General features: G+C 71.2%; 17 protein-coding genes. 11 read left to right on the forward strand and 6 right to left on the reverse strand.

Annotation, left to right across the window (positions count from 1 at the left end):
- Nucleotides 1-276: 276 nt before the first annotated feature.
- Entirely contained in the window at nucleotides 277-831 is a 555-nt protein-coding gene (locus VGD70_RS34560; RefSeq protein ID WP_331088954.1) for a TIGR03086 family metal-binding protein, read from the reverse strand.
- 113 nt (nucleotides 832-944) lie between these two features.
- On the opposite strand from VGD70_RS34560, the gene VGD70_RS34565 reads away from it, so the two are divergent.
- The gene (locus VGD70_RS34565) at nucleotides 945-1,577 is read left to right on the forward strand and encodes a TetR/AcrR family transcriptional regulator (RefSeq protein WP_331088956.1); all 633 of its coding nucleotides are present in this window, start codon (nucleotides 945-947) and stop codon (nucleotides 1,575-1,577) included.
- Here VGD70_RS34565 and VGD70_RS34570 read toward each other — a convergent pair.
- Nucleotides 1,564-1,968 (reverse strand): nuclear transport factor 2 family protein, encoded by a 405-nt coding sequence (locus VGD70_RS34570; RefSeq protein ID WP_331088958.1) that lies wholly within the window; start codon nucleotides 1,966-1,968, stop codon nucleotides 1,564-1,566. The genes VGD70_RS34565 and VGD70_RS34570 overlap by 14 nt on opposite strands.
- 69 nt (nucleotides 1,969-2,037) lie before the next feature.
- Between VGD70_RS34570 and VGD70_RS34575 the strand changes: the two genes are divergently transcribed.
- The gene (locus tag VGD70_RS34575) at nucleotides 2,038-2,589 is read left to right on the forward strand and encodes a TetR/AcrR family transcriptional regulator (RefSeq protein ID WP_331088960.1); all 552 of its coding nucleotides are present in this window, start codon (nucleotides 2,038-2,040) and stop codon (nucleotides 2,587-2,589) included.
- 268 nt (nucleotides 2,590-2,857) lie between these two features.
- On the opposite strand, the gene VGD70_RS34580 is transcribed toward VGD70_RS34575, so the two are convergent.
- Both VGD70_RS34580 and VGD70_RS34585 read right to left on the reverse strand, forming a co-directional pair.
- Nucleotides 2,858-4,300 (reverse strand): alpha-amylase family protein, encoded by a 1,443-nt coding sequence (locus VGD70_RS34580; RefSeq protein WP_331088962.1) that lies wholly within the window; start codon nucleotides 4,298-4,300, stop codon nucleotides 2,858-2,860.
- Between the two features lie 40 nt (nucleotides 4,301-4,340).
- Nucleotides 4,341-4,721, reverse strand: coding sequence for a pyridoxamine 5'-phosphate oxidase family protein (locus VGD70_RS34585; RefSeq protein ID WP_331088964.1), 381 nt, complete (start codon nucleotides 4,719-4,721; stop codon nucleotides 4,341-4,343).
- 355 nt (nucleotides 4,722-5,076) lie between these two features.
- Between VGD70_RS34585 and VGD70_RS34590 the strand changes: the two genes are divergently transcribed.
- Complete coding sequence (locus VGD70_RS34590; protein ID WP_331088966.1) at nucleotides 5,077-6,807, forward strand: GAF domain-containing sensor histidine kinase; 1,731 nt, start codon at nucleotides 5,077-5,079, stop codon at nucleotides 6,805-6,807.
- Nucleotides 6,808-7,032: 225 nt separating this feature from the next.
- Here VGD70_RS34590 and VGD70_RS34595 read toward each other — a convergent pair whose 3' ends face one another.
- Entirely contained in the window at nucleotides 7,033-7,686 is a 654-nt protein-coding gene (locus VGD70_RS34595; RefSeq protein WP_331088968.1) for a response regulator transcription factor, read from the reverse strand.
- A gap of 143 nt (nucleotides 7,687-7,829) precedes the next feature.
- Here VGD70_RS34595 and ectA point away from each other — a divergent pair, with 143 nt between their 5' ends.
- The 5 genes from ectA to VGD70_RS34620 all read left to right on the forward strand — a co-directional run bounded on the left by ectA (nucleotide 7,830) and on the right by VGD70_RS34620 (nucleotide 13,421).
- Entirely contained in the window at nucleotides 7,830-8,396 is a 567-nt protein-coding gene (ectA, locus tag VGD70_RS34600; RefSeq protein WP_331088970.1) for a diaminobutyrate acetyltransferase, read from the forward strand.
- Between the two features lie 78 nt (nucleotides 8,397-8,474).
- Nucleotides 8,475-9,725, forward strand: a complete 1,251-nt coding sequence (gene ectB / locus VGD70_RS34605) for a diaminobutyrate--2-oxoglutarate transaminase (protein WP_331088972.1) — start codon at nucleotides 8,475-8,477, stop codon at nucleotides 9,723-9,725.
- A 26-nt stretch (nucleotides 9,726-9,751) separates the two neighbouring features.
- Nucleotides 9,752-10,165, forward strand: a complete 414-nt coding sequence (locus VGD70_RS34610) for an ectoine synthase (protein WP_331088974.1) — start codon at nucleotides 9,752-9,754, stop codon at nucleotides 10,163-10,165.
- A complete protein-coding gene (thpD, locus tag VGD70_RS34615; RefSeq protein WP_331088977.1) occupies nucleotides 10,162-11,049 on the forward strand; it encodes an ectoine hydroxylase in 888 nt (295 codons plus the stop codon). Before VGD70_RS34610 ends, thpD begins: the two co-directional genes overlap by 4 nt.
- Nucleotides 11,050-11,249: 200 nt before the next feature.
- A complete protein-coding gene (locus VGD70_RS34620; protein ID WP_331088979.1) occupies nucleotides 11,250-13,421 on the forward strand; it encodes an AfsR/SARP family transcriptional regulator in 2,172 nt (723 codons plus the stop codon).
- 164 nt (nucleotides 13,422-13,585) lie between these two features.
- Here VGD70_RS34620 and VGD70_RS34625 read toward each other — a convergent pair whose 3' ends face one another.
- A complete protein-coding gene (locus tag VGD70_RS34625) occupies nucleotides 13,586-14,380 on the reverse strand; it encodes an SGNH/GDSL hydrolase family protein (RefSeq protein ID WP_331088980.1) in 795 nt (264 codons plus the stop codon).
- Nucleotides 14,381-14,633: 253 nt separating this feature from the next.
- Here VGD70_RS34625 and VGD70_RS34630 point away from each other — a divergent pair, with 253 nt between their 5' ends.
- The 3 genes from VGD70_RS34630 to VGD70_RS34640 form a co-directional block, all read left to right on the forward strand.
- Complete coding sequence (locus tag VGD70_RS34630) at nucleotides 14,634-15,074, forward strand: hypothetical protein (protein WP_331088982.1); 441 nt, start codon at nucleotides 14,634-14,636, stop codon at nucleotides 15,072-15,074.
- A gap of 5 nt (nucleotides 15,075-15,079) precedes the next feature.
- Entirely contained in the window at nucleotides 15,080-15,622 is a 543-nt protein-coding gene (locus VGD70_RS34635; RefSeq protein WP_331088986.1) for a DUF3558 domain-containing protein, read from the forward strand.
- Between the two features lie 51 nt (nucleotides 15,623-15,673).
- Nucleotides 15,674-16,108 (forward strand): hypothetical protein (locus VGD70_RS34640; RefSeq protein ID WP_331088984.1); only part of this gene is annotated, 435 nt, incomplete at its 3' end.

Consider the following 16,108-nt stretch of genomic DNA (forward strand, 5'->3'; position numbering starts at 1 on the left):
GGCGTGGCGCTGGAGCCCGGCCAGCTGATCATGACCGGCGCGCTGCACGCCGCGGTGCCGATGGCCGCGGGCGAGGTGTACCGCGCCGAGTTCGACCGGCTGGGACCGGTCACCGTCCGGGTCGTCGACTAGTCCGCCTCCCCGGGATTGAAAGTGTGCGTTGGGTTCCGGCGAATGGTGTGGGTATCGGGGTGGGTGGTGGCTGGGTGTCGTCACGGTCCCCTGAGGTTCCGGTGGTCGGTGCGGGACTTAACCCGATGATCTACGAGACAGGCCTTAGGCGGGCGACCACTCCGGGTCGCGGCCGAGGAAGGCCAGCAGCCTTGTGTGCACGGGTGCGTCGTCGGGTGCCGGGCGAGCGTGGGCGAACGCCCTGTCCGGCCCGCGAAGGCCGTCGGGCATCCGGGCGGTGATGCGCAGCGCGGCGTGCGCGAGGTCCTCGTCGATGGTGACGGAAAGGCCCGCGGCGCGACCGATGTCCCAGCCGTGCACGAGGACGTCGGCGAAGTGCACGGAGACGACACCCCGGCCGTCGGTGGGGATCCTGGCCAGCTCGAACCGCCTGGTCAGCATCGCCGGGTCGGCGAACGTCTCGGTGAACACCCGGCTCGTCGTGGTGAAGTCCGTGCCGATACCCATGCCGATGTCGGCGTCGGTCTCGTCGCGGGCCTGCGCGACCAGTGACCGGTTGTTGTCCACCAGGTGCGTGACGATCTCCCGCACTGTCCACTTCGTACACGGTGTCCGCGCGTCGAGCAGCCCTGCCGGCACCCGGTCGATGATCGCGCCCGTGGCGGCGCTGGCTCGGCGGTCGAGCTCGATGACATCCATGGCAACCCCTTTGTGACCGATCGTGCTAAATGTTTCGCGGGCAGGTTAGCGGTTGTCCACAAGCGGTGTCCACAGTTGTGGAAGAAGCGAGCACGATCGTCTAGATTGTTGGCGTGTCGACCGACGGCCGCGTGCTGCGCGGCGAGCAGACCCGCGCCACGGTGCTGGCCCGCGCCATGGCCATCGCGTCGGTGGAGGGGCTGGAGGGCCTGTCCATCGGCCGGCTGGCCGGCGAGCTCGAGGTCAGCAAGAGCGGCGTGTTCGCCCGGTTCGGCTCGAAGGAGGAGCTGCAGCTGGCCACCGTCGAGGCGGCCCGCGAGATCTTCGTCGACCAGGTGGTGCGGCCCGCGCTCGAGACCCCGCCGGGCCTGGAACGCCTGTGGCGCCTGTGTTCCGGCTGGCTCGCGTACTCCCGCGGCCGCGTCTTCCCCGGCGGCTGCTTCTTCTTCTCGGCCGCCGCGGAGTACGACGCCCGGCCCGGCCGGGTCCGCGACGCGGTGGCCGCGGCCCTGGCCACCTGGACCGCGCTGCTGGAACGCGCCGCCGAGGACGCCCGCCAGCTGGGCGAGCTTCAGTCCACATGCGACGCCCGGCAGCTCGCCTTCGAGCTCGACGCGATGGGTGCGGCCGCCAACGCCCGCTCGGTCCTGCACGACGACGACGCGGCCTACGACCTGGCCACGACCGGTGTGCTCGACCGCCTGCGCGCGCTGGCGACCGACCCGTCGTCGATCAGCTGGTCATGACCGGCTCGCCGAGCGCGGCGGCGATGGCGAGCTTGTCCTGGTACTCGCGCCAGTGGACGATCTTCCCGGCGCGCACCCGCAGCACGACCACGAACGGCGCCGACGCCTGCTTGCCGGTCGTGAGAACCGTGCCGCCCAGCTCGTACTCCAGCACCAGGACCTCCGGGTCCGCCGTCTCGTGCACCGCGGTCCACGTCAGCGACTCGAAGCGCACCGGGAACGAGTCACGCGCCGCCTGGGTCGCCGCCGCGAACTCGTCCCGGGTCTCGTACCGGCGCGGCTGGCCCGGCGGCGCGAACGGCTCCTCCACCACCAGGTCCGGCGCCCACATGTCCGGCGAGCGGTCGCGGCCCAGGAAGTAGTCCTCGATCCGCCTCAACACGTCCTTCATCGGTCACTCCAATCGGATACGGTAAGATGAGTGAGCGCTCACGTTAAGGATTATGAGTAAGGACTCATTTTGTCAAGTAAGCCGCAGCGCGCCGACGCCCGGCGCAACCGGGAACGCATCCTCGCCGCCGCCGAGGAGGTGTTCGGCCAACATGGGACCGGCGCGTCGACCGAGGAGGTGGCGGCGCGCGCCGGGGTCGCGATCGGCACCGTGTTCCGGCACTTCCCGACCAAGCGGGACCTGCTGTCGGCCATCGTCAAGGAGCTGCTGGCCCGACTCACCGCCGAGGTGACCGAGCTCGCCGCCGGCGACCCGCGCACCGCGCTGTTCGACTTCTTCGCCCGCGTGGTGGAGCAGGCCGCGGCGAAGAAGTCGGTCGTCGACCTGCTGGCCGCGGGCGGGGTCGAGGTGGGGGTGGCCGAGCCGCTCGCCACGCTCCGCGACGCGGTCGGCGCGCTGCTGGCCCAGGCGCAGGACGCGAGGGCGGTGCGGCGGGAGGTGCGCCTCGACGAGGTGATGGCGTTGCTCACGGCCACCGCGCAGGGCGCACTGCACGGCGGCTGGGACGACGACCTGCGCCGGCGCACCCAGGAGGTGATCTTCGCCGGCCTCAGGCCGTGACCCGGCCGGCCTCCGGCCCCCGGCCATCAGCGTACTGAGGCACACCGACCATTTCTGGGCGCGGCCGAGCGGGCCTGTGGACAACCGCCGGAATCGGGGCCGGGCGTGGCCTCCGGCCCCCCGGGATCCAGCTTATCCGCGGCCACCGACAGTTTCGGTCGCGCGGACCGGGGCTGTGGACAACTCCGGACTCGCGGGGGCCCCCCGCTTTCCAGCCTACGGGCGGGCACCGACGGTTTCGGCCGGGTCGAGGCGGCCCTGTGGACAACTACTGGCGGGCGCCGGTGTGCAGGGCCAGCAGGCCGTTCGGGCCCACGGTCGCGGTGAACCGGCCGTCCGCGCCCACGTCGTAGCCCGGGCACGAACCACCCGGGTCGCCGGCCGCCACGTCGCAGTAGCGGCCCGCCGGCAGGCTCGTCTGGAACGTCTGCGTCAGCGCGCCGCCGGACCGGTTGAACACCACGAAACCCTTGGTACCCCGGCCGAACGCGAGCTGGCTGCCGCCGTTGGTCCACCAGTTCGTCACGTCGGTGCCCCACACCTCGTTGCGGAACCCGACCAGGTTGGCCGTCGTCCGCCACCGGTGCTCGCACTCCCAGCCGTTGCCGCAGCTCACCGCGGACGTCTGGCCCGACGCCGCGGCCGGCGGGCCCTGGTCCGCGCCACCGAAGGAGAAGCTCGACATTACTTGAGCATGCCCCCACGGCCAGGCCAGCATGAACGCCTCGGCCAGCGCGTAGACCGCACCGTCCTTGTAGGACAGAACAGGGCGGCCGTTGCGTTGCGTGTCGTGGTTGTCGATGAACGCGATCGCGTCGTCGCCGGCCAGGAGCATCGAGTCGGCCACCGACGCGGCCTGCGGCAGGTTGCCGTCGCGGAACGCGGCGCTCACCCGGTCGCCGTAACGGAACTCGGTCACGTCGCCGATCCCGGTGTACTCGGTCGGGCTGATCTCGCCCGGCCCGCCCTCGATGACCTCCTGGTAGATGTACGGGCTCCCGGTCAGCGACCCGTACAGCGCGGCCAGGTCCGCGGCCGGCACGTGCTTCGCCGCGTCGACCCGGAACCCGTCCACGCCGAGGGAGACGAGGTCGTTGAGGTAGCCCGCCAGCCGGTCGCGCACGTAGGGGGACTCGGTGCGCAGGTCCGACAGGTCGACCAGCTCGCAGTTCTGCACCTCCCAGCGGTCGGCCCAGTTCGCGATGTCGTCGTTGCCGTTGCGTCCGCAGTGGTGGAAGTCCCCGTCGCCGTAGGGAACCGCGGGGTAGGCGTAGTGGGAGAACGTCGACCCGCCGCTGCCCGCCCCGCCGGACCCGCCGCCCGCCATGTGGTTGACGACCGCGTCGACGTAGATCTTCACGCCGGCCGAGTGACACGTCGCCACCATCGACGCGAACGCCGCCCGGTCCCCGCGCCGCGAGGTGAGCTGGTAGCTCACCGGCTGATAGTCCTGCCACCACGGGTAACCCTGGCCGGCGAGCACCACGTGCTCCTGCGGCGGCGACACCTGCACCGCGGCGAAACCCTTGGGCCCCAAGACGTTCACGCATTCGGACGCGACCGAGGCCCACGGCCACTGGAACAGGTGCACGATCACGTCGGTGGCCGGCGCGGCCCGCACGTCGGGCGCGGCGGCGGAGGAGGCGGGCAGCAGGGTGGCCGCGAGCGCGGCGACCGCCGCCAGGGCGGCGGCCATACCGTGACGACGCATGCCTCGGAACGTAACGCGGACCGGCGAGGTGCCGTAACCGTCAAAGGGAGGGATCGACCAGCCGGTAGCCGGTCACGATCTCCGGGTAGATCCGGATGGTCTCCACGCCCTCGGCGCTGACGAGCGGGGTGAGCCGGGTCTCGAAGCCGGCGAGCTCCTCCGGGTCGAGCACCCGGCGCGCCACCCCGGTGACCGTGACGGTCCAGCCGAGCCGCTCCTCGACGTCGATCTGGTCGGCCTGGTAGGCCACGACCGAGCCGGCGCATTCCGCGCCGACGTGGGCGCGCACGACGATCATCCCGTTGTCGACGACGTGGCTCACCGGCACGATCGCGGGCAGCGCGCGCACGGTGTAGACGATGCGGCCGATGGGCACCTGGTCGAGCAGCCGAAGGGACTCCGGACGCGTCAGCTCCGCCATCCGACGTGGCTCGCCGCGCAACCGGTCACCTCCCTCTGGCCCCCCGAGCGGACTGAATCATGAGCCGCGTCCACCCACCGCACCAGGGCACAAATACACCACCTCGGGTAGGACCTTCGGCCCTGGCCGACACGCTGCCCGGGCGGAGCGATCGTGCCACGCCGGCGCCGTGCCCGCTGGCCGGGACGGCCGTCGTGTGCCCGGTCGCGCGGTGCGACGCAAATTGCACGCGGCGAACACGCTCCGTAGAGGTGGTAACAGAGCGTCCTCACCGGTCGATAGGCGGTGTGCCGAGGGTCTCCCTCCGCAGGTGGCGCGTAGCCGGCGTCATCCCCCCTGGACATCGGGGTTGCCCATGCCGGAAGAGCAGGCGCGGACCACCGCTCGCGAGAACGCGAGCGCGCAACCCGACGGGTTGATCCTCGACGGGCTCCTCGGCGATCTGCAGAGCCGGCTGACCGAGATCGTCCGCACCCGCGACCGCCTGCAGGGTCTCCTCGACGCCGTCGTCGCGGTCGGCGCCGGTCTCGAGCTCGAGGGCACGCTGGACCGGATCGTGCGCACCGCGGTAGAGCTGGTCGACGCCCGCTACGGCGCGCTCGGCGTGCTGAGCCCCGACGAGCGCGAGCGGCTGGCGGAGTTCGTGCACGTCGGCATCGACGACGAGACCAAGGCGGTCATGGGTGACCTGCCGGAGGGCCGGGGCCTGCTCGGCGTGCTCATCGAGCACCCGCACCCGATCCGCGTCGGCGACCTCACCGAGCACCCCGCGTCGGTCGGCTTCCCGCCGAACCACCCGCCGATGCGCAGCTTCCTCGGCGCCCCGATCCGGGTACGCGACGAGGTCTTCGGCAACCTGTACCTCACGGAGAAGCGTGGCGCGGGCGAGTTCACCTCCGACGACGAGGTGGTGCTCCAGGGCCTGGCCGCCGCGGCCGGCGTGGCGATCGAGAACGCGCGGCTGTTCGAGGAGACCCGGCTGCGCGAGCGGTGGCTGGAGGCCTCGCGCGAGGTCAACGCGCACCTGCTCGGCGGCGCGTCCAGCCAGGACGCGCTGGACCTCATCGCCAGCAAGACCCGCGAGCTGTCGAAGTCGGACTGCGCGCTGATCCTGCTCGCCGACCCCACCGGCCACGTGATGGTCCGGGCCGGCGCCGGCGACCGCGGCGACGAGCTGACCGGGGTGCGGATCAACGCGGCCGAGCCGATGGTCGCCGGCGTCTTCCGCACCCGGACGTCGGAGATCATCCCGAACCTCGCCAACGTGACGCCCGAGGGCTGGGGCGTGTCCGGCGGCGACTTCGGGCCGGCGGTCGCGGTGCCGTTCGGCGCGGGCAATGTCGTGCGCGGTGTGCTGCTCGCCATGCGGGACAAGGGTTCGGTGCAGTACGTGCGTAGTGAGGTGCCGCTACTGGCATCGTTCGCGGACCAGGCCGCGTTCGCGATGGAGCTGGCCGAGAAGCACCGGGCACAGCGCCAGCTCGACGTGCTCGCCGACCGCGACCGGATCGCCGGTGACCTGCACGATCACGTGATCCAGCGGCTGTTCGCGACGGGGATGAGCCTGCAGGGCACGGTTCGCCGGATCGCCGATCCGCAGGTGCGCAGCCGGGTGACCCGCGCGGTGGAGCAGCTGGACGAGACGGTCCGCGAGATCCGCACGTCGATCTTCGACCTGCACACCGCCGGCACGGATGCCGCGGCCAGCCTGCGCCGCCGGATGCTGGACATCGTCGACGACCTGGCCGCGGACGCCGAGGTGTCGCCGTCGGTCCGCATCTCGGGCCCGGTCGACACGGTGGTGGACGAGGACCTGGCGGCCCACGCGACCGCGGTCCTGCGCGAGGCGGTCAGCAACGCGGTCCGCCACTCGCACGCCGGCACGATCGTGGTCACCGTGGAAGCGGGCGCCGACCTGGTGATAGACGTGGTCGACGACGGTGTCGGCTTCCCACCGGGGGTGGGCCGCAGTGGCTTGCTGGGGATAGAACGCAGAGCCGCCAAGTTCGGCGGCGGCCTGCACATGGCCCCCGGCCCGGAAGGTGGCACCCGCTTGACCTGGAGAGTCCCACTGGCCCAGGGCTGAGGCCTCCGGCCCCGGTTTCCAGCGTACGGGCGGGCACCGACGGTTTCGGTTCGCGTCGAGTCCGCCTGTGGACAAGTCGCCCGGACCTGCCTGGCCGCCGAGCATCGCCAGTCCTCCAGGCCACCGGCTGCGCCTGGTCGCGCCCGGCCGCGCCCGATCGCCCGGTGCGCCGCTCGAACCACTGCGCCGGTCGAGCCACCGCGCCGCTCGAGCCACCGGTGCCGATCAGGCCTCCGGCGGCTTCTTCGACTTCAGCTCCGCCGCCAACACCGCCGCCTGGGTGCGGCGTTGCATGCCCAGCTTCGCGAGCAGGTGGGAGACGTAGTTCTTCACCGTCTTCTCCGCCAGGTACAGCCGCTCGGCGATCTGCCGGTTCGTCATCCCCTGGCCGATCAGGTCGAACACCGCGCGCTCCTGGTCGGTCAGGTCCGCCAGCGGCCCGCCGTCGCCGCCCCGGCCCCGCCGCAGGCGCTTCATCAGCGCCTCCGTCGTCCGGCCGTCCAGCAGGGAGCCGCCGGCGCCGACCGTGCGGACCGCGTTGATCAGGTCGTTCCCGAGGACCTCCTTCAGCACGAACCCCGCCGCGCCCGCCATGATCGCGTTCAGCAGCGCCTCGTCGTCGGAGTACGACGTGAGGATCAGGCAGTGGAGGTCCGGCATCAGCGAGCGCAGGTCGCGGCACAGCTCCACGCCGTTGCCGTCGGGCATGCGCACGTCGAGCACGGCAACGTGGGCCGTGCTTGTGGGGATGCGGGTCATCGCCTCCGCGACCGACGCCGCCTCACCCACGATGCGAAGGTCCGGCTCGTCCTCCAAGAGATCGGCGATGCCGCGCCGGACGATCTCGTGGTCGTCAACCAAGAAGATCCTGATAGTCACCGCGCTATATACCATATTTCGGACGGTGATCGCAACGAAGGTGCGAGGGTTCTCACACCGTTTCTTTCGAATCCGCAGGTGATGCGGCCGTCTTGACCTGCTCCTTCTGACCGTTGGAAAATTCTCTGTTACGTTCTTTGAGTATGTCCGGAAAGCACGCCAACCGTGCCAACGGCGACATTCGGGGAGCGTTGGAGCTTGTGATCGACAAACCGTCCACAAAGGACGGAGCGGCAATCTGGCGAATCGCGCGCGATTCCGGAAAGCTGGATCTGAACTCCTCCTACGCGTACCTCATGTGGTGCCACGATTTCGCCGACACATCATTGGTCGCCAGGGTCGACGGCCAGGTGGTCGGCTTCGTGATCGGCTACCGCAGACCCACCATGCCCGACACGGTCGTGGTGTGGCAGATCGCGGTGGATCGCTCCCAGCGCGGCCGGGGCACGGCCGGCGCGCTGCTGGATGCCCTGGTAAGCCGCCTCGCCGACGACGGCGTGCGGCTCATGGAGACCACGATCACGCCCGACAACACCGCGTCCAACGCGCTGTTCGCGTCGCTCGCGCAGCGCTGGAACGCGTCCATGGACCGCGCCGGCACGTTCGATGCCGGCGAGTTCCCCGACGAGCACGAGTCCGAGGTGCGGTTCCGCATCGGGCCCTTCGCGCCCGCCCCCGGCATCAGATCGGTGCCCGCCGCCGCCTCGTAGTCGTCCAGGTGTCCCGTTGCTCCGCGTGATCATCGCGCTGAATGCACGTGCGCGGCGCAGCCGCGTTTGAGGAGAGTCGTGAACATATTCGAGACCGTTGAGTCCGAGGTGCGCAGCTACTGCCGAAGTTGGCCGGTCGTGTTCGACCGTGCCACCGGCTCCTGGCTCTACGGCGAGGACGGCCGGCCGTACCTCGACTTCTTCGCCGGGGCCGGCGCGCTCAACTACGGCCACAACAACCCCGTGCTCAAGCAGGCCCTGATCGACTACATCCAGCGCGACGGCGTCACCCACGCGCTCGACATGCAGACCGTGGCCAAGCGGGACTTCCTGGAGACCTTCACCGAGGTCGTCCTCCATCCCCGCGAGCTCGACTACAAGATCATGTTCCCCGGCCCCGCCGGCGCGAACTCCGTCGAGGCGGCACTCAAGCTCGCCCGCAAGGTCACCGGCCGCGAGTCGATCATCAACTTCACCAACGCGTTCCACGGCATGACGCTCGGCGCGCTGTCGGTCACCGGCAACTCGATGAAACGCGGCGGCGCCGGCATCCCGCTCGTGCACGCCACCCCGATGCCGTACGACAACTACCTCGACGGCAAGGTCGAGGACTTCCTGTGGTTCGAGCGGCTGCTCGACGACAGCGGCTCGGGGCTCAACGAGCCGGCCGCGGTGATCGTCGAGACCGTGCAGGGCGAGGGCGGCATCAACGTCGCGCGCGACGAGTGGCTGCGTGGCCTCGCCGACCTGTGCCAGCGGCACGACATGCTGCTGATCGTCGACGACGTGCAGATGGGCTGCGGCCGCACCGGGCCGTTCTTCAGCTTCGAGTCCGCCGGGATCACCCCGGACATCGTGTGCCTGTCCAAGTCGATCGGCGGCTACGGGCTGCCGCTCGCGCTCACCCTCTTCCGCCCGGAGCTCGACATCTGGGAGCCCGGCGAGCACAACGGCACGTTCCGCGGCATCAACCCCGCGTTCGTCACCTCGACCGAGGCGCTGCGCACGTACTGGACCGACGACAAGCTCGAGAAGAGCACGCTCGCCAAGGGCGAGCAGGTCGGGCGGGTCATGAACTCGCTGGTCGAGGCGCTGCCGGGCACGCCGATCTTCGCCAAGGGACGCGGACTCGCACGGGGGCTCTCGTTTGAGAGCGGTGCTCTCGCTTCGAAGGTGTGCCGCGCCGCGTTCGACCGCGGGCTGCTGATGGAGACCTCGGGCCCCGAGGGCGAGGTCGCGAAGGTGATGCCGCCGCTCACCGTCACCGACGACGAGCTGGCGCAGGGCCTTGACCTGCTGGTCGATTCCGTGCACGCGGTGTGCGCCTGAGCTCGAGGGACAAAGGAGAGAAAGCCGTGTTCGTCAGATCGGTGCAGGACCTGGACGACACCGACCGCGACATCAGGACGCCCAACTGGCGCAGCAAGCGGATCGTGCTGGCCAAGGAGGGCGTCGGCTTCTCCGTGCACGAGACGACGCTGTACGCCGGCACGGTCAACGACTTCTGGTACGCCAACCACATCGAGGCGGTGTTCGTCGTCGAGGGCGAGGGTGAGCTGCTCGACAAGGAGACCGGCACCACCTATGAGCTACGCCCCGGCAGCCTCTACCTGCTGGACAAGCACGACCACCACCAGCTGCGGCCGAGGACCGACATGCGCACCGTGTGCGTGTTCAACCCGCCGGTGACCGGCCGCGAGGTGCACGACGAGAACGGCGTCTACCCGCTGCTCGTCGAGAAACCCGAGATGGAGGAGAAGAGCGCATGACGCTCACCCGGACCGGGACCGCCGACCCCTATCCCACAAGGATCACCGGCGATCCCGGGTTGCTGGACCGCGTCGAGCCGACCGTGTGGACGACCGGGACGGCGGGTCCGATCGACCCGGCCACCCTGGCCGCGCACGACAGCCGCGGCTACTCGGTGCACCACGACCTGCTGAGCCCCGGCGAGGTGAACGCGTTCCGCCACGAGCTCGACCGGCTCGCCGCGGACCGGGCGCGCAACGGCGTCATCACCGAGGGCGGCGAGGTCCGCACGATCTTCTCGGTGCACCGCGAGTCGCCGCTGGTGGCCGAGCTCGTGCGGGATCCGCGGGTGCTCGACCGGGCCCGGCAGATCCTCGGCTCGGAGGTGTACGTGCACCAGAGTCGCGCGACGTACCTCGCGGCGTTCGAGGGGCGCGGGCACTACTGGCACTCGGACTTCGAGACGTGGCACGTGGAGGACGGGATGCGGGTGCCGCGCGCGGTGTCGATGTCGATCGCGCTGACGGATCACCACCCGTTCAACGGTGGCCTGATGATGATGCCGGGCTCGCACCGGATGTTCGTGCCGTGTGCCGGCGGGACGCCACCGGAGCACTACCGGACCCCACTGGCCGACCACGAGATCGGGCTGCCGAGCGCCGAGCACCTGACGAGTCTGGCGAGCGCGTACGGCATCGAGCAGTTCACCGCGCCGGCCGGCACGGCGGTGATGTTCGACGCGAACCTGATGCACGGGTCGGGCAACAACATCACGCCGTTCCCGCGGGCGCACATCTTCCTGGTGTTCAACAGTGTGGAGAACGCGCTGGGCACCCCGTTCAGCGGCGGCACGCCGAGGCCGAGCTACGTGGCGTCGCGGGACTTCACCCCGCTGACGCGGTAGGCGCTGACCTCCGGCCCCCGAACTCCGGCCGTAGAACTGATACCGGGGGGCCGGCGGCCGAACGCCTCGAAGGGTGTTAGGCCATCTGGATGATGAGCGGCCGCCGGAGATCGCCTTTCCGGCCGGTGAGCCCGTACCTTGTGCAGATGTCGGCCGGGCGGGGACAGAGGTCGCCCGGGTGTAACTGGGGGTGGTGACCCGTGGCCGATCAGAGCGGGCCGCGAACCGCCGCAACGGTGCCCGGGCTGCGGTTCTGCCTGCTCGGCCCCGTGCAGGTGCTGGTCCACGGCCGCACGGTGCCGATCGGCGGGCCGGGCATGCGTGGCGTCCTTGCGATGTTGCTGCTCGAGCCCAACCAGGTCGTCCCGCTGGACCGGATCGTCGACGTCCTCTGGGCGCACGAGCCGCCGGCGAGCGCGCGTACCATGGTGCAGGGCTACGTCTCCCGCCTGCGCCAGCGCCTCGGCGCGGTCAACGAAGGCGACATGCGGATCGCGACGGCCCCGCCCGGCTACCGGTTCGAGGTCGACGAGGCGCTGATCGACGTCACCGTCGCGCGAACGCTCCTCGCGGAGGCCCGCGGCACGCCCGCCGTCCGCCGCGCCGACCTGCTTCGCACCGCGCAGGCGTTGTGGCGCGGCACCGAGCTCGCCGACCTCGGCGGCCGGGTCACCGCGCCCGAGCTCACCGAGCTGCGGCTCGCCGTCCTGGAGGCGCGGTTCGACGCGGACCTCGAGCTCGGCCGGCACCACGAGATCATCGGTGAGCTGACCCAGCTGGTCGACGAGCAGCCGTTCCGCGAGCGGCTCGTCGGTCAGCTCGTGCTCGCCCTGTACCGCTCGGGCCGCCGGGCCACCGCGCTCGCCGCATACCAGCGCTTCGCCCACCGCGCGTCCGCCGAGCTCGGCATGGACCCCGGCCCGCAGCTGCGGGGCCTGCACCTGCGGGTACTCCGCGACGACACGACCCTGCTCGAGCCCTCGCCCGAGCCGGTCGTCGCGCCGCGGGTCGGCGTGCTGGTGCCGGCCCAGCTGCCACGCGCGCCCTCCGGGTTCGCCGGCCGGGAGCAGGAGCTCGCGTGGCTGCACCGGCTGCTGCCGGCCGGGGACGCGCCGCGGGTCGAGCCGGCGGTCGCCGTGCTGGCCGGGCAGGCCGGGGTCGGCAAGACCGCGCTCGCCGTGCTGTGGGCGCACCGCGTCGCCGAGCGGTTCCCGGACGGCCAGCTGTTCGCGAGCCTGCGCGGGTTCGACCCGCAGCACGCGCCGATGTCGCCGGCCGACGTGCTCACCCAGTTCCTGCTGGCGCTCGGCGTCGGCCTGGAGGACGTGCCGATCGAGATCGACGACCGCGCGTCGCTGTACCGGTCGATCCTCGCCCACCGGCGGGTCCTCGTGGTCCTCGACGACGCGCGGGACTCCGACCAGGTCCGCCCGCTGCTGCCGGCCGGCTCGTCCTCGCTGGTCGTCGTGACCACGCGGGTGCGGCTGGACGCGCTGGTCGCGTGGACCGGCGCGCGGCTGCAGGTGCTGGCCACGCTCGCGGCCGACGCCGCCGAGCAGGTCCTCGAGCACATGGCGGGCACGCCCGCGCAGGGCCGGGACCGGGAGCTGCGCCGCAGGCTCGCGCGACTGTGCGGGCACCTGCCGCTGGCGCTGCGGATCGCGGGCGCGCGGCTCACCGGCGGTCCACAGTGGTCGGTCGCCGGGCTGGTGGAGGAGCTCGCCGACGAGCGCGGCCGGCTCGGCGCGCTGGACCTCGAGGAGGCCGACACGAGCGTGCGGGCCGCGCTGGACGTCACCTACCGGAGCCTGCGCCCCGAGCTGGCGGAGACCGTGCGGCTGCTGGGCCTGTTCCCCGGCACGATGATCGGCCCGTACCCGGTGGCGGCGCTGTGCGGCGTCGACATCGAGCAGGCCCGGCGGCGGCTGCGCACGCTGGCCGCGTCCTTCGTGGTGACCGAGACCAGCCGCGACGTGTTCCTCATGCACGACCTCGTCCGGCTGCACGCGCACGAGCTGGCCGAGCACGAGCTGTCCGAAGTGGACAAGGTGGCCGCGCGGACCCGGCTGCGTCGTTACTACCTGGTAGGGGCGGATCTGGCGAAGCGCCAGCTGCGCTCGGGCCTCCCGGCGGAGCCGCCCGCGGCCGAGGAGTTCCCCGACGCGCCGCGGATGCCGATGTCGACGCCGGCGGACGCGATCGACTGGATCGACCAGGAGTGGACGAACCTGCTCGCGGTGGTCGAGTCGGGGCTGGAAACCGGGCAGGACGAGGAGATCGTGCGGCTGGCGCGGGTGGCGAGCGAGTTCTCGGAGGGGACGCGGACGCTGGGTCCGGTGGCGCTGGGACGGGCCGTGCGGTTGGTCGTTTAGCGAACAGTTAGCCGATCGGCGCCGTCAACTGGCAGGCTGCGCCGCGGTGCTCGACGTCCCGGAGCCTGATGCGAGTGCCGGGGCGGCACTGCCAACGTGGGGGTGTGCTGCCCGAGCGATCCGGCCGGCGCGGTGGGGGACTGTGCCGGCCGGTCGTCGCTTGCTCAGACGGCGGCCGCCTGCCCGTTCTCGGTGGTGTGGTTGGGGAGGGTCTGCAGCTCGGGCCGCTTGGGGTGGAGGCCGTCGCCCATGGACTGGCCGCGCAGCTGGCGGCTCAGCCAGGGCAGCAGGTGGGTGCGGGTCCAGGCGAGATCGGCCTGGCGGGACCGAAACCAGGGCGTCGGATCGACCGGCGGCAACGGGTCGCGCCAGTCGTCGGCGACGGGGACACCCAGGACTTCCGCGGCGCGCAAGGCAATCCGGCGGTGGCCCTCGGGCGAGAAGTGCAGCCGGTCGTCGCTCCAGGCCCGCAGGTCGGCGAGGACCGGCATCGCCCAGAGGTCGACGAGCTTGGCCCCGTGCCGGTCGGCGATGGCCCGCAGGTGTGCGTTGTAGATGGCGACCTTGCCCCGCACCCGCCGGACGACGGGCTGCTTGCGCGGGTCGGGCCCGGTGAAGACGACGACGTCGCTGACCCGGCGAAGCTCGACGACGGCCTGCTCGAACTCGTCGGCGATCTGGTCGACGTCGCTGCCCGGGACGATCAGGTCGTTGCCGCCGGCACAGAAGCTGACGAGATCGGGCTTGACCTGCAGCACGAGCGGCACCTGCTCGTCGATGATCTCCTTGAGCAGCTTGCCGCGAAGCGCGAGGTTGGCGTACTGGAACTCCGGATTCCGCGCCGCGAACGTCCGCGCGAGCCGGTCTGCCCAGCCCACATAGGACCCATCGGCGGCAAGATCGCTCAGCCCCTCAGTGAAACTGTCCCCGATCGCAACCCAACTGGACAACCCTGGCACGGCCGCCTCCCCTCCCGTCGGACGCTTCCCCATTCCCACTTAAACCCCCAGGATGCCGTGTCATTCCCGACCTACGCCACCGTCGCACGTTTCTGCGTCCGCTCGGTAACCACCTGGTAGCACCCCCGGTGCACCACTGGTACGCCGAGTGTCACGCCTTCGCAATCGAGTTAATTACGTTCGATCCGATGTGCCCGAATTTCCCGGCCGGTATGCTGCTGACCGTCATCAGCTGGTCACCGAGGGGGATTTCGTGTACATCGATCCGAACGCCTCCAGCCCGGACACCCGGCCCACCACGTCGGGTACCGGCATGGACGTCGGCGGCATGGCCGGTTCATCCCTGCACGATCTCGTGGACGCCGCGACCAGCGGCCGGCTGCGCGTGGACCAGGCCACCGGCGACGCCACCATCAAGGCGCTGGGCGACATACAGGTAGGGCTCGTCTCCGTGCGGGCGCGGCTGCAACGAGCGGCCAGGCCGACGCGGCTGGGTGGCGGCTACGGCGAGCGGCTCGACCGGTTCAACCAGGAGTGGGCGGTCGACGGCGAAGGATCCGCGATGGACGTCCTCGAGAAGTTCCAGAAGGAGCTGGAGCAGCTCAAGGTCGCCATCCGCAAGAGCATGGAGACCTACCAGCGCGACGATGCCGGGGGCGCCCAGCACATCGCGCGGGCCGGGGAACCGCGGTGACCAGGATGATCCTGCGGGCGCTCATCGGGGTGGCGGTTCTCGCGCTGACGGGCTGCACGGAGACCCAGGCCGGCACGCCGCGGGCCGCGGACGCCGACGTCACGACGGCCCCCGGGTCGTCGTCCGGGGCACCGACGTCCGGCGGTGACAGCCCGCTGGCGGGGATCGAGCCGTGTGACCTCCTCACCGCCGAGGAGGTCGCCCAACTCGGCGTCGGGAACGGCCAGAACGACGACGTCGGTGACTCGCCCGGCTGCTCCTGGAGCAAGTCGGGCGACTTCGTCCTGAGCGTCGGCCTGGTCACGGACGTCGGTATCCACGACGCCAACCTGCAAGGGGCGAGCCCTGAGCCGGTGAACGTCGGCGGGCACGAGGCGATTCGCGTGCAGAACCAGGGCGGTGGTGAAGGCGGGTGTGCGGTGTTGATAGCGACGTCCGACTCATCTTTTGTGGACATCACGGTGATCACGACCAGCGGCAGTGACACTCCGCGGGCCTGCGGCGCGGCCGAGAACGTGGCCGGGCTGGTCGAGCGCAAGCTGCCGTAGTACGGGGGAACGATGACTGACCAAGGTAGGCGTTCGGCGCCGTCGGCCGACATGAACCACTCCGCCTTCGATCACGAGCAGCTGAAGGCCATGACCGACGCGGCCGATCTCGAGGCGACCCAGACCTTCGCGGACCAGTGGCAGCGGATGGGTACCGAGCTCCGCGACGCGGCGGAGATGCTCAGGCTGGCGAGCACCCGGTCCGAGTCGGGCTGGACCGGTGACGCCGCCGAGGCGATGCGGTCCCGGCTCGGCCAGATCGGCCGGTGGAGCGACCTCACTGGCCAGGATCTCTCCGCGGCCAGCACGTCCGTCGCCAGCCAGAACGAGGCGGCGGGCGCGGCGCGGCGGGCTATGCCGGAGCCTGTGTCTTACGCGCCGGCGGACATCATTCGGGACGCGCCCGGGAACGGGCTCATGGCGCTCGTTCAGTTGCCGCAGCTCATGTATCAGCGGTACGAGGAGAGCAACGCCGCGCATGAGGAG

Source organism: Actinophytocola sp. (assembly GCF_036402745.1).
GTDB lineage: Bacteria > Actinomycetota > Actinomycetes > Mycobacteriales > Pseudonocardiaceae > Actinophytocola.

Excerpts from the sequence above, each read along its gene's own strand:
- thpD (WP_331088977.1), top strand. The coding sequence starts at position 10,162 with ATGACGCTCACCCGGACCGGGACCGCCGACCCCTATCCCACAAGGATC.
- ectA (WP_331088970.1), top strand. The coding sequence starts at position 7,830 with ATGTCCGGAAAGCACGCCAACCGTGCCAACGGCGACATTCGGGGAGCG.
- VGD70_RS34635 (WP_331088986.1), top strand. The coding sequence starts at position 15,080 with ATGATCCTGCGGGCGCTCATCGGGGTGGCGGTTCTCGCGCTGACGGGC.
- VGD70_RS34590 (WP_331088966.1), top strand. The coding sequence starts at position 5,077 with ATGCCGGAAGAGCAGGCGCGGACCACCGCTCGCGAGAACGCGAGCGCG.
- VGD70_RS34560 (WP_331088954.1), bottom strand. The coding sequence starts at position 831 with ATGGATGTCATCGAGCTCGACCGCCGAGCCAGCGCCGCCACGGGCGCG.
- VGD70_RS34580 (WP_331088962.1), bottom strand. The coding sequence starts at position 4,300 with ATGCGTCGTCACGGTATGGCCGCCGCCCTGGCGGCGGTCGCCGCGCTC.
- VGD70_RS34570 (WP_331088958.1), bottom strand. The coding sequence starts at position 1,968 with ATGAAGGACGTGTTGAGGCGGATCGAGGACTACTTCCTGGGCCGCGAC.
- VGD70_RS34585 (WP_331088964.1), bottom strand. The coding sequence starts at position 4,721 with ATGGCGGAGCTGACGCGTCCGGAGTCCCTTCGGCTGCTCGACCAGGTG.